The sequence below is a fragment of the Anaerococcus sp. NML200537 genome (genome assembly GCF_026131715.1).
Lineage (GTDB): Bacteria > Bacillota > Clostridia > Tissierellales > Peptoniphilaceae > Anaerococcus > Anaerococcus kampingae.
Map to the genome: position 1 here is coordinate 1 of NZ_JAMXSL010000052.1, position 11884 is coordinate 11884.

General features: G+C 35.5%; 15 protein-coding genes and 1 pseudogene. 1 reads left to right on the plus strand and 15 read right to left on the minus strand.

Features of this window, described 5'->3' with window-relative positions; all coding sequences use genetic code 11:
- Positions 1 to 198: 198 nt before the first annotated feature.
- The 15 genes and pseudogenes from NH288_RS10590 to NH288_RS10660 form a co-directional block, all read right to left on the minus strand.
- On the minus strand, positions 199 to 1143 hold the full coding sequence (locus tag NH288_RS10590) for an L-lactate dehydrogenase (RefSeq protein WP_414731764.1): 945 nt from the start codon (positions 1141 to 1143) through the stop codon (positions 199 to 201).
- Between the two features lie 103 nt (positions 1144 to 1246).
- Positions 1247 to 1960 carry a copper homeostasis protein CutC gene (locus tag NH288_RS10595; RefSeq protein WP_265215231.1) on the minus strand — a complete coding sequence of 238 codons (714 nt, stop codon included), beginning with the start codon at positions 1958 to 1960 and terminating at the stop codon, positions 1247 to 1249.
- Between the two features lie 8 nt (positions 1961 to 1968).
- Positions 1969 to 2325, minus strand: coding sequence for a hypothetical protein (locus NH288_RS10600; RefSeq protein ID WP_265215232.1), 357 nt, complete (start codon positions 2323 to 2325; stop codon positions 1969 to 1971).
- Positions 2326 to 2465: 140 nt separating this feature from the next.
- Entirely contained in the window at positions 2466 to 2906 is a 441-nt protein-coding gene (locus tag NH288_RS10605) for a GNAT family N-acetyltransferase (protein ID WP_265215233.1), read from the minus strand.
- Positions 2907 to 2941: 35 nt separating this feature from the next.
- A complete protein-coding gene (locus NH288_RS10610; RefSeq protein ID WP_265215234.1) occupies positions 2942 to 3445 on the minus strand; it encodes a hypothetical protein in 504 nt (167 codons plus the stop codon).
- 10 nt (positions 3446 to 3455) lie between these two features.
- Positions 3456 to 3551 (minus strand): annotated as a pseudogene (locus tag NH288_RS10615) (alpha/beta hydrolase); the annotation flags it as partial.
- Positions 3552 to 3722: 171 nt separating this feature from the next.
- Entirely contained in the window at positions 3723 to 4349 is a 627-nt protein-coding gene (locus tag NH288_RS10620) for an L-2-amino-thiazoline-4-carboxylic acid hydrolase (protein WP_265215238.1), read from the minus strand.
- 51 nt (positions 4350 to 4400) lie between these two features.
- On the minus strand, positions 4401 to 5228 hold the full coding sequence (locus NH288_RS10625) for a class I SAM-dependent methyltransferase (protein ID WP_265215240.1): 828 nt from the start codon (positions 5226 to 5228) through the stop codon (positions 4401 to 4403).
- A gap of 760 nt (positions 5229 to 5988) precedes the next feature.
- Positions 5989 to 6162, minus strand: coding sequence for a type I restriction-modification system subunit M N-terminal domain-containing protein (locus NH288_RS10630; RefSeq protein ID WP_321161887.1), 174 nt, complete (start codon positions 6160 to 6162; stop codon positions 5989 to 5991).
- Between the two features lie 340 nt (positions 6163 to 6502).
- Complete coding sequence (locus NH288_RS10635; protein WP_265215242.1) at positions 6503 to 7387, minus strand: ROK family protein; 885 nt, start codon at positions 7385 to 7387, stop codon at positions 6503 to 6505.
- Positions 7387 to 8811 carry a 6-phospho-beta-glucosidase gene (locus NH288_RS10640; RefSeq protein WP_321161886.1) on the minus strand — a complete coding sequence of 475 codons (1425 nt, stop codon included), beginning with the start codon at positions 8809 to 8811 and terminating at the stop codon, positions 7387 to 7389. Before NH288_RS10640 ends, NH288_RS10635 begins: the two co-directional genes overlap by 1 nt.
- Before the next feature lie 136 nt (positions 8812 to 8947).
- A complete protein-coding gene (locus NH288_RS10645) occupies positions 8948 to 9469 on the minus strand; it encodes a cysteine hydrolase family protein (protein WP_265215244.1) in 522 nt (173 codons plus the stop codon).
- An 8-nt stretch (positions 9470 to 9477) separates the two neighbouring features.
- Positions 9478 to 9906 carry a hypothetical protein gene (locus NH288_RS10650; protein ID WP_265215246.1) on the minus strand — a complete coding sequence of 143 codons (429 nt, stop codon included), beginning with the start codon at positions 9904 to 9906 and terminating at the stop codon, positions 9478 to 9480.
- A 174-nt stretch (positions 9907 to 10080) separates the two neighbouring features.
- Positions 10081 to 10266, minus strand: a complete 186-nt coding sequence (locus NH288_RS10655; RefSeq protein WP_265215248.1) for a hypothetical protein — start codon at positions 10264 to 10266, stop codon at positions 10081 to 10083.
- Positions 10253 to 11233 (minus strand): hypothetical protein, encoded by a 981-nt coding sequence (locus tag NH288_RS10660; protein WP_265215249.1) that lies wholly within the window; start codon positions 11231 to 11233, stop codon positions 10253 to 10255. Before NH288_RS10660 ends, NH288_RS10655 begins: the two co-directional genes overlap by 14 nt.
- A gap of 157 nt (positions 11234 to 11390) precedes the next feature.
- Here NH288_RS10660 and NH288_RS10665 point away from each other — a divergent pair, with 157 nt between their 5' ends.
- Positions 11391 to 11744: a desulfoferrodoxin family protein gene (locus NH288_RS10665; RefSeq protein ID WP_265215250.1), complete on the plus strand. Its 354-nt coding sequence runs from the start codon at positions 11391 to 11393 to the stop codon at positions 11742 to 11744.
- Positions 11745 to 11884 lie beyond the last annotated feature (140 nt).

An 11884-nucleotide genomic window follows, 5' to 3' on the forward strand; every position in this document is an offset into this window, starting at 1 on the left:
GAAAAAAAGTCCTAATTTAAGCCAAAAGGCCAAGAAGAAAAATATTTTAAAAAATTAGATTTTATAAAAAAGAATATAAAGAAACCCTAGCCAAGCTAGGGTTAATAGTGTAATAGTAGTTAATATTTAGTTAAATGTATTTGTGGGATTTGCAAGTCATAGCTTGGCTATGGCTATTTTCATAGACTAATGAGCCTATTAATCGTATAGGCCTGCATCCTCCATTACCTTTCTTAGGGTAGCGGCAGACTTGTCCATTCTTTCTTGTTCTGTATCTGTTAAAGGCACGTCGATTACCCATTTTGCCCCATCCTTGCCGATTACTGTTGGCACTCCTATATAGATATCCTTTTGGCCATATTCGCCATCAAGATAGGATGATGTTGAGTAAACTGCCTTCTCATCATTGATTATAGCTTGGGCTAGGCGGGCAAGGGCTCCTCCTATTCCGTAGAAGGTTGCGCCCTTCTTATTAATAATCTCATAGGCTGCGTTTTTAACCTTATCGAAAGTAGCTAATAGCTCCATCTCATCGACTTGCGAATGCTTAGACACCCATTCGTATAGTGGAAGGCCACCTATATTTGTATGGCTCCAAACAGGGAATTCTGTATCTCCGTGCTCACCTAGGATATAGGTATCCACACTTCTTGGATCGATACCAACAAGCTTGGCTATTTCCTTCTTAAACCTAGATGTATCAAGGCTTGTACCAGATCCTATAACCTTGTTGCAGTCTGCACCTGAATATTTCCAGGTAGCGTAAGTTAGGATATCAACAGGGTTAGCAGCTACTAGGTAGATTCCTTCAAATCCTGAATCCTTAATCTTGCCAATCATATCCTTAAAAATCTTCAAATTCTTATCTACAAGGTCTAGACGAGTTTCGCCTGGTTTTTGTGGTGCACCTGCTGTAATTACAACAAGCTCAGCATCAGCACAATCGCTATAGTTAGCCTTATAAATCTTCTTAGGTCTTGCAAAACTTAAAACATCAGATAAGTCCATGGCATCTCCCTCAGCCTTATCCTCATTGATATCTATAATTCCAAGCTCTCTGCCGATACCCCAAAGGGTAGCAGCATAGGCAAAAGATGAACCAACAGCTCCATCACCAATTAATATAATCTTACTATCTTTAATCATTATTTTTCCTTTCAATCTATTCTACTCAACGTTTCTATAATAATTTTATCAAAAATATAAAAAATTACTATGACCTAGGTCACAAAAAAGAAAAAATTTATTAAAGAGAATCGAGAACTTCCCTCGCCATCTCAATTTCTATCCCGACCGCATAAGAATAATCAGAAAAAGCCCCTCCAAAATTATTATAGGAGGTCTCTGTTTGGTAATAATCTCTAGCTGACATATGGAAAGACTCAATCCCAGTTTTTTCGTAAATCCCCTTAATATTTGAAGAATTTATTCCAGAACCAGCCATGATTTCGATTTTATGGCCATATTTTTCTTGCAAATCTCTTATTAAATCTAGGCCATCTATAGCCTTAGGCTTCTTGCCAGATGTAAGAATTCGCTCAACTCCCATCTTAATCAAAGCTTCAACCTGATCTTCCCCACCAATTGAATAATCAAAGGCCCTGTGAAAGGCCACAGACTTTGGATAGGCCAGATAGACAAGTTCTTTCATAGTTTCTATATCAATTTTGCCATCAGCATCAAGGACACCAAAGACAAAGCCATGGATCTTCATATCCTTAAAGGCCATAATCTCCTCTTTCATCTGGGCAATTTCTAGCCCATCATAGGTAAAATGCCCAGGACGAGGCCTAATCATCACATATTTTTCAATATCAAATTCTTCACAAAGCCTCACAAGACCAATAGATGGAGTAAGGCCATCCAGGTCAAGAGCTGAACAAATCTCAACCCTATCAGCCCCAGCCACTACAGCTGAAATCATCGAATCATAAGAATCAATACACACTTCTAATTTCATAAGCCCTCCTAAATATTATCCTGCCTCAAATTCTTATAAAGGCCTGGTATAAATAGTCCCAAGACCTCTTTTTGTATATCCTTATTGTCCAAAAGCAAGCTATAAAAATCCCTATTTTGGTCAAAGCCAGCAATCAAGGCATCTTCTACATCAGAATAGAAGGAAAATCTAAAGTCATCCTCGCTATTATTTCTCGCTGACTTTCTAAGGTCATCAGACCTCATCATCAGGTCCCTAATCTGCATGATAGCCCTTGATGCCTCATCCACATCCAGATTCAAACCAGTCCTAGCATTGATATCATCAATTATTTCAGAAAGCTTTTTCTTATTATCAGACCCTAGGCTTCCCCCTCGCATATTCATGGTTTCATAGGTCGCATATTACTGGAGGACATCGATGATAAAGCCCTCCTCGATGGCTTGCTTCATGGAATATAGGTGAAAGGCCAGCTCTCGGCCCTGCCTATCCTTGCTTCAAAACATCTTATATTTTTAAATTACCTTTAGAAAAATTTATGGTAGAAGCATGAAGAATCTTTCAAATCCCAAGCGCCTTGTTTTACATAAAAATTATAGGCTCGAGAATTTTTTAAAGTAGTGAAAAATGCACCGCTTATACCTCTTTCCTGCAATTCTTTTATACTTGTTTGGTAAAGTTTTTTTGCCAGACCTGTCCCCCTATATTCTTCAGAAATGAAAAACTCATCAATATAAAAAGTTGATTCAGTCGCATATCTTCTTATATGACCAATTATTGCACCAATTATTTTATTTCCATCGACAATTAGATTGCCAAAAAATTTAGGAAAATCTGAAATATCGGTTAAAGATTCTAGGGCTGTTTCTGCTGTCCATTTATCATTCCAAGGTGGACCATTATAGACATCTACCATTAACTTTGCTAATTCTTCTAAATCTGATTTTGATATTTTTCTAATTTCCAAATTTTTCTCCTCGAGATTTCTTAATCAAATTTATTTTATAATCCCAGTAACACCACTAGCCAAGCTTGGACTATGGATACTATTGGAATTAGTAATGGCATCAAGATAAAATGTTCCTTAATGGCCAAATGTTTCATCCAATTTCCAAATTTGTAGTCCTCATGCCCTTCTGTGCCTGGTATGACTATCCTATCCTTGTACTTTCCTTGGAATAAAAGTATATCCAACAAAAGGAAATCTCCAAAGTTTAATATTATCCACTGAATATAGCTCATCCAGAAAAGATCTCTAAGTCCTCTTGTTCCCGTATGTAAAAGAGAGGCCACTCCATATATCAAACATATTATTGAAATTACATATGTAAGTATGAAATTTATTCTTTTTTCTCCCTTTGTCATTTTTACTGGAGCCGAATTTTGAATTGCCTTTGGATAAGAATCGAAGAAAAATCTTGGGTTAATCAGTACAAAAGCTGCCACTGAACCGTTAAAGATAGCAGCCATTGCAATTCCATCTAATATTGCTCTTGTTATATCCATAATATTCTCCTTATTTATTTTCTAAAAAGTTTTTTAGTTTCTTAGCGTATTCTTGAGGGTGTTCGTGGAGAAATTGTCCGTGGCCCATTCCTTCAAATACTGCCTTTGCATTTTCTACCTTTGCATACTCAAGCATCTGATCCTTGTTCTTTAAAACATTTTTTGACCCCAAGAAGTCTTACTATTTCTGATGCAATTTTATAAGTCAAACTCATTTCACACCTTCATTAATAATCATTTATAAGTTTTTACCAATACTTATTTTTGTAACTTAACTTTATTCTCTATCGCCTGTAATAAAATAATCACAACAATCTGCTCCATTTGCTATGGTATCTTTTCTGTGAAGTATTCCATGCTCAAGACTTATCATAAGCTCATCAAGCTCACAAAATAGGGGCATTAATTCATCGACACCCAGCTTCTTTGTGTAAGCACAAATGGGACAGCGTGTAATTCTATAATAACAAGCACCCTCATAGGGTTCTCCCACAAAATCAACCTTAAAGGATGTAGGATAGAGCTTTTCTTTTTCATCTGTATACCACTTGTAATACTTAAGAATATTTTTCTTATTGGCCTGTTTGCCAATCTTAGTATTGAGGTTGATTAAAGAAAAATACCATTTAAAAGAATAAAGAGTTCTTCGCATCATCTCTTGAATGATTTCTGGTGAAATTTTTTTCTCACTTGCTATATATGGAGCAACAAAGACAAGGGCGAACATCTCATTGTATGCCATTGGATTGTCATCGCCGATATCATCTGCCTCTTCTATTAATTTTCGATAAATTTTTTTACTCTTCTTAATAATTTCTGAACTATATACTTTATCATACTTTTCTGTAAGAACTTTCTTCATTGGACCTTTAAATAATAAGAAATAAAAAGCTTTGTATTTCATCTTGCACACCCTATCAACTTTCTAAATTTGTCTAATAATTTATATACAATTTTATTTTCTCCCAATAAGAAGAGTTGAGCCGTAAAGTCCCAAGAATAAGGCTTCTTTGTGACCCATAAAAAGCCCCTTTGTTGTATCAATTAATTGCACATCTTCGTAGCCGTCTTTTTTAAGCTTTTCGATAAATTTATTCATATCTCCGTATCTTGACTTGCTCATCAGATCATGGATGACAAAAACTCCACCTTTTTTTAGCACACGCAATGTCTCCAGTAAAAGTTTTTGTTTGTTTTTCCCACTTATATTGTGATAAACGTAGTTGCTTGTTACTGCATCAAAACTTTCATCTTCAAACGGAAAATCCACTGCATTTCCTTCTTCAAATCTCACATTCTCTACTCCCTCTAATTTTGCATTATTTTTACAGAGTTCTTTAGAAAATTCAGTTTTATATGAACCTTTCCATATGTCACAGCCCACCATGGTCGCCTTTGGATTTCTCTTTGCACAAGCTATAGTAAGAGCTCCACTACCACATCCTACGTCAAGTCCAAGTCCACCATCAGGAATTTTTACATAAGCTGCAGTCTTTTCTATAATTATTTCGGCAAGCTTTCTTTTTCCATTGTAATCAAAAGCCCTATATAGTAATCTCATCCAAATTGCAAAAAAAGTAAGTTTCAGCGTTGCATATCCAAAAATAATGGCAAAGATAAGACGAGTTCTTCCGCTAAATACAAAGTCACTAACACCAAGGGCTATAAATAGGATAAAAGCCACGAGGCTTGCAAGTATTAAATTCCTTAACAAGCTTTCAGGAACCCAGTTTTTGTAGTCAGCTTTTGTTTTCTTGTTGTCAATAAAATTTAATTTTCTCATAAATTTTCTCCTGTAAATAATAAATTTAATCCCTGACTTATAAGCTTATAAATTCATATTTGTATAGTTTATCAATAAGGTTAGGTAGTAAACAAAATATATTAAGTTAAACCAACCACCGCGAATAATCATATGCAAACCCTTTGGAAATCTATCAACAAGGGGAGTGAGAATCAAAAGAAATATGGGTGTAAATAGGGCTTGCCATCATAATCATTAGGATCATAATATAAGGTCATATCTCCCAAAAACATCAAGAAGAAGCCCAAATGACCTATCAATATAGTCTTGTATAAAGTAACAGTTAAAGGCCTTCTTTTATCGCATGATATCAATTATCACTTTCATTGTATCATATAAGACTGGTTCCTTTCAAATATATAATCTACTGCCTTAAACTAAGAAAAAAAATAAAGGCAACCCAAAAATATACTGACCCCGAAAAGTTAGACCAAAAAAATAACCAAAGGAGGTAAATTTTTTAATGGCAAAATATAGCACAGAATTTAAAATAAAAGTAGTAAAGGAATATTTTGAAACAAATATCTCATATAAATCTTAATCAGAAAAATATAAACTTTCTCATCAGTAAATAGTAAAAAGATGGGTAAATGCATACAAGTCACAAGGCTATGAAGGGCTAAAAGTAAAGAAAAAAATACACAATACAGTAAAGACATGACTTTTTCTTGTATTTTAGATTCTATTTTTGACATAAATCCTTGCCCATACTCCTTTCCTACAAATTGCATTTTTATTGCTACTCTTCCTTGTAGTCTTTAAAAATTTCATCCTTAGTCGGCTCAAGGACGAATTCAAATCTCCTAATTATTGTCATTGGGATGATGACATCCCCGTATTTGTCAGGCATATAGACGCCCCTTAATTTATTGGCTATGGCCCATATAAAATTAGCTTCCTGGCTTATGTCTATTGACTAATCTGGGTCGATATTGCCAGTAGCTGTTAAGTTTTCAGTCATGATTTCTCCTCTGTTTACGATTTCTTAGCTTTATTATATAATATTCTCCCTGCTTATATATATATCAAATTATCTTAAAATGTCCCGATTTAATTTAATAGGTATTGAAGTAACTTTAAGGATAGTCTTAGTCTATCTTGTATTATTAATACTTGTATATTCTCTTTTAAGTTTGCTTTAATATCCCCCATTAACTTTCTTTTAATATCCCCCTTTAAATTTATTTTAATATATAAGCAAATCCTGTGGCATAAAAATAGAGCTAAGCCAAGGCCTAACTCCGTTTTTGTTTTTAATTTTTTATATGTTTATAAAGAGCGCCTATTAGGTTGGCGTCGTTGAAAAATTTGCAGTTGATTACTTTTGGCACCCTTAGGTCAAGTCCCATTGAGTCGTATATTTTTTCTAGCTCTTCTTTTAGGATTGTGTGAGTCAATTCTTGCCTGCTTATGCCTCCGCCTATGGCAAAAATTTCTGGGTTTAGGACTAGATTTAGATTATAAATCAAAAAAGCTATGATTGATAGGTAGGCCCTTATTTCTTCTAGGGCGATTTCATCGCCATTTTCTGCAAGGGAGAATACATATTCCCCATTTGCATTTTCTTTTGATAAATTTAGTCTTTCTACCACTTTTCCCACCATTTGAGGCACGCTTGCTATGGCGCACATGGAATTTTCCATTTTTCTTTCTGCCATGATATTTGTAAGGATAAAGGATAATTCTCCTGCTACTAGGTCACTTCCCCTATAGATCTTTCCATCTATCATGATTGCCCCGCCTATTCCTGTTCCTAAGACTAGGGTCACAGAGTTCTTATAGGCTTTGAGATTTCCTTGCCAATATTCAGCTAGGGCTGCGCACCTAGCATCATTTTCTACTGTCACAACTTTGCCAAATCTCTTGCTTAATTCATCAACTATTGGCCAATTTTTGATATAGGCAAGGCTGCCTCCATTTACCATAAAGCCTTTTTCTGAATCTATGAAGCCTGGCATGGATAGGCCTATACCACTTATTTGGTCCTTGTATTTTTCTACTATATTTTCAAGGGATTTGACAAAGTCTTCTCTATTTGTCCTTACTGTGTCAAATTTTCCCCTTTCTTTAATTTCGGCCTTGTAATCCATCAGGGCATATTTGCTGTAGGTGCCGCCTACATCAAAAACTAAATACATTAGTCAAGGTCCTCGCCATTTGATTCTATCACTTTTTTGTACCAGTCAAATGATTTTTTCTTAGATCTCTTGAGACTTCCCTTGCCATAATCATCACGGTCTACATAGATAAAGCCGTATCTCTTACTCATTTCACCAGTGGATGCTGATACTAAATCTATTGGTCCCCAAGTTGTGTAGCCTATGACATCTGCTCCGTCAAGCTCTACCGCATCTTTCATGGCCTTGATATGGTCTCTTAAAAAGTCTATCCTATATTCATCATCCACATAGCCATTTTCATCAGCCTTATCGACAGCTCCTAGTCCGTTTTCTACTACAAATATTGGCTTTTGATACCTGTCATAGATTTCGTTTATGGTTGTCCTAAAACCTAGTGGATCTACTTGCCAACCCCATTCGGTTTTTTCTAGGTATGGATTATCTACTGTGATTTGTAGGTTAGATTCTGAAAGCTTGATGTCTTTGTCAGCACTTACTGTTTTTGTGGTGTAATAGGATATTGATACAAAATCTACCGGATTTTCCCTTAGGATTTTCTTATCTTCTTCTGTAATTTCTGGTAAAATTCCTTTTCTTTCAAGCTCTCTTAGTTTATAAGTTGGATAATAGCCCCTTACTTGTACATCTGTAAAGAAATAATTATCTCTGGCTATCTTTTGTGCATGGAATATGTCTTCTGGGTTAGATGTGGCAGGATAAATTGTTCCTGAATTTAGCATGCAACCTACTTTTATCTCTGGATCTATCTCGTGTGCAATTTTTGTAGCGTAGGCGCTTGCCAAGAACTCATTATGGATGGCTTGGTACATGGTCTTTTCAATGTCTTCACCCTCTTCAAAGCATAAGCCTGCTCCCATAAATGGTGCTGCAAGGATTACATTTATTTCGTTAAAGGTTAGGTAGTATTTGACCTTGCCCTTAAATCTTGTAAAGATTGTCCTTACGAGATTTTGATAAAAATCGACAACTTTTCTATTTCTCCAGCCCCCATATTCTTGGATTAGATGCATTGGAAAATCGAAATGGGTTATGGTAATTAAAGGTTCTATATTATATTTTAGGCATTCATCTATGAGGTCTTCATAAAACTTTAGACCAGCTTCATTTGGCTTTTCTTCATCGCCCTTTGGGAAAATTCTTGTCCATCCTATTGAAAACCTATAAACTCCAAAGCCCATTTCCGCAAAAAGAGCTATATCTTCCTTGTACCTGTGATACATGTTTATGGATTCCTTGGCTGGATAAAAGTGGTCATCATCAAATTCAAACATCTTTTTTCTGCCTGTAATTACATCGACCCTGTCTTCTCCCACAGGGCAAAGGTCAACATTGGCAAGGCCCCTGCTATCTACATCATAGGCTCCTTCGCATTGGTTAGCAGCTGTTGCTCCTCCCCACAAAAAATCATCTCTAAATGTCACTTTACTCTCCTTATTTTTCATAAAAATTTTATGCAAAAACTATCTTATTATAAAAATACCCAATTAAAGGATCTAAAAATCATATAATTAAAAGCTTAAGCAGGATTTTTTCGCTTAAGCTTTTATAATATTATTTTTAAAGTTCTTTGGATTTTATTATATTGACCTGACAAGACTTCATAGCAGCTATGGCTGTTTGGTGGGCCGCTTCGCTTGTAGCTTTGCAGAGGTCTTCTATTACAGTGACTTCTGTGTCAAGAAGGGCGTTTTTAATCATTAGGGCATTGGAAATCACGCAAATATCTGTGCATATTCCAACCATATAAATCTGGTCAATTTTTTCTTTTTTGTTTAAGTCTTCTAGATATTCCACAAGCTCATAAGATCCGAAAGATGGCTTGTCTATGATTTTTTTGCCCCTGGTGTCAATTCTTACTTGCCAGCCGCTAGTCCCCCTTATGCAGTGGGTTACTGGAAGGTGCTTGCCTTCAAGGCTAGCTAGGTAATCATCATCGTGGGTATCTCTTGTAAAGATAACTTCCCCATCAAAATTTTCTACTAGCTTATCAATTGGTGCAACTATCGCGTCATTTCCAACATTGCCAAGGGCCCCATCTATAAAATCATTTTGTAAATCTACTACTACTAGTACTTTCATCATTACTCCTAACTTTCTAATTCAGCGATTTGCTCATCTAATTTATCGGATATTTTTCCTACAGTATGCCTAAGTTCTTTGAGAGCCAGTAAATTTTCTTTTATCTCCCCTTGGACTCTGATATCGGTGAAGATATTGTCAAAGATTGTGTCAAAAAGCTCATCTGATAGCCTATTTGGTACGCCTTCTGGCAAACTTATACCTACATCACTAAGCTCTTTATTTAAAGATTCCAAACTTTTTGGAAGGTCATTTAATATGTCATTTGCCTTGCCTATCTTATTTCTTTTTACGAGGCTTGGAATAAAATCTCCTCCCAAAAGGTCAAGGATACCCCAATTTGAGGCAGAATTTAATTGCTTTATAGCTTGGTCAATTTTCCCAATAACAAGATCTGCCGCTTCCTTTGCTTCCTTTAATTCTTTTAACCTATCCACGCTTGCCTCCTTTGTTGATTATACAACGGCTAGCTAAATAACCTGTATAAAATTAGCTTTATAGCCTACATCTACTGACTTATACAGACTAAGATTGCTAATTGATCTCAAGGTATAAGCCATTTACCCTTTTCTATTTTCTAGCCCTTTAAAATTTAATCTCATTAACCAATGCTATCCTTGATTTTTTTTGCCTAATGTAAGTACAAGTCCCAAGCCTGTTATTCCTATACCTCCTATTTTTTTAAGTCTTTCCATCCTTATATTTTCGCAACGTTCGCAGTATTTTTTCTTAGTGCCAAATGGTAATTCCTTACCACATTTTTTGCAATATTTATCTTCTAATTTAACTGTTTTCATGATTATTTCCTAACTTTAATATTTCATTTTGGCTGATTTCTAGGATATTTGAATTTACCTTATAGATTGTATTTTTCCAAATTTTATTTGTTGATTTATCAAGGCTATCAAGCCTTTCAACTAGGTTTGGTGATTTAAAATAAGCCTTTTGAATGAAGTCCCTATAGTATCCAAAACTTGCAAGAGCAGCTTCTTTTTCGCTAAGCTCGTAATAGGCCATTATCTCAACCAGAGATACCATATTTATTGCATTTAAGCCATCCATGAGTTCAGCAAGCTTGCCATCTATTTCTTCTGTATTTGTTTTACCCAAAAATTTTTGCAAGCCTGTTTTTGGTATGGCTTCTATAAATTTGATAATCGCAAGTTGGTTTAGCATCAGTTGGTTTCTGCTATTTTCCGCATCTGATATAACCTTAAGATATAGACTTTGCCTAAGGGTATGGCTTTTTATAAATCTTGCCTGGATTAATTTTTGCTTACAAGCCTTGGCTATGGCTAACCTATCATCCTGTTGGCCCTGCCTTACTGCTTCAATCGCTTGACCAATGGATCTTATATCTTCTGATATTTGGGCCATTTGCATTTGCATCATAAATTGGGCCCTGGCCTGGTCAAGATGTGGAGTAAGGTCTACTTCCTTTAAGTCTACTTTTTTGATTATCTTGTTGGTTTCTGGATTTATAAGCTCTGCTAAAAAGCTTCCATTTTTCCTGGTCAAAAGCTGAAGAGTCCCCTTGGCAAGGCCTCTTTTATCATCTTTAGTAAGGACTGCCATATAAGCCTTTTCAGGGACATGGGCCTTAAGATAGGCAAGAAATGCAGGCGCCTGGTAGAGTCCATCTCTTATTTTTTCTAAATTTAACTTAGCATCATCCAGCAAGTCTTTTGTAAAACCCTGACTGTCTTCAAAAAATTCGTGGGGTGAATCCTTGTAGATTGATTCATCTATAATTTCGTTAGTCATCTTAAATCCTTCATAATTTTATTTACCACTTACCTATATTATAGCACAAAAATCTATGTGGTGTTTAATTATATTTTTATGCAAATTTTATGTTTACAAATTATCTGCAAGGGTATATATTTAATACACGATATTACGTAAATTTATGGAGGATAATATGAAATTAACTGAAACAGTTCAAACTGCAGATTGGAAAGCTGAAAAACACGTTCCTTTTCTAGAAGCTAAAAGAGAAGGCAACCTACTTCACATCAAGGCATTTGTAGGTGAAGAAATTGCCCATCCAAATACACTTGAACACCATATCGCTTGGATCAAAGTGTTCTTCAAGGCTGAAGGAGCTAAATTCCCAATTGAAGTTGGTTCTTATGAATTTAAGGCTCATGGCGAAGATGAAGTCTTCTCAATTCCAGAAGTAGAAGTAAGCATCCAAACAGAAAAAGCTGGCGAAGTTTATGCCCTAAGCTACTGCAATATCCACGGCCTATGGGAAAACTCTATAGAAGCTTAATTATATAACATTGAAAGGGGCTGTTGCAAAAGTCCTAACATAGAAAAAGACGAGGAAATTAAACATCCTCGTCTTTTTCTGATACAATGTATTTATGAAACAAAATAGTAATACATCATCATTAACTAATCTTACACTAG

Coding starts and splice junctions, on each gene's coding strand:
- NH288_RS10625 (WP_265215240.1), bottom strand. CDS start 5,228: ATGAGAAAATTAAATTTTATTGACAACAAGAAAACAAAAGCTGACTAC.
- NH288_RS10595 (WP_265215231.1), bottom strand. CDS start 1,960: ATGAAATTAGAAGTGTGTATTGATTCTTATGATTCGATGATTTCAGCT.
- NH288_RS10600 (WP_265215232.1), bottom strand. CDS start 2,325: ATGAATATGCGAGGGGGAAGCCTAGGGTCTGATAATAAGAAAAAGCTT.
- NH288_RS10610 (WP_265215234.1), bottom strand. CDS start 3,445: ATGGATATAACAAGAGCAATATTAGATGGAATTGCAATGGCTGCTATC.
- NH288_RS10645 (WP_265215244.1), bottom strand. CDS start 9,469: ATGAAAGTACTAGTAGTAGTAGATTTACAAAATGATTTTATAGATGGG.
- NH288_RS10655 (WP_265215248.1), bottom strand. CDS start 10,266: ATGAAAACAGTTAAATTAGAAGATAAATATTGCAAAAAATGTGGTAAG.
- NH288_RS10665 (WP_265215250.1), top strand. CDS start 11,391: ATGAAATTAACTGAAACAGTTCAAACTGCAGATTGGAAAGCTGAAAAA.
- NH288_RS10620 (WP_265215238.1), bottom strand. CDS start 4,349: ATGAAATACAAAGCTTTTTATTTCTTATTATTTAAAGGTCCAATGAAG.
- NH288_RS10635 (WP_265215242.1), bottom strand. CDS start 7,387: ATGTATTTAGTTTTTGATGTAGGCGGCACCTACAGCAAATATGCCCTG.
- NH288_RS10660 (WP_265215249.1), bottom strand. CDS start 11,233: ATGACTAACGAAATTATAGATGAATCAATCTACAAGGATTCACCCCAC.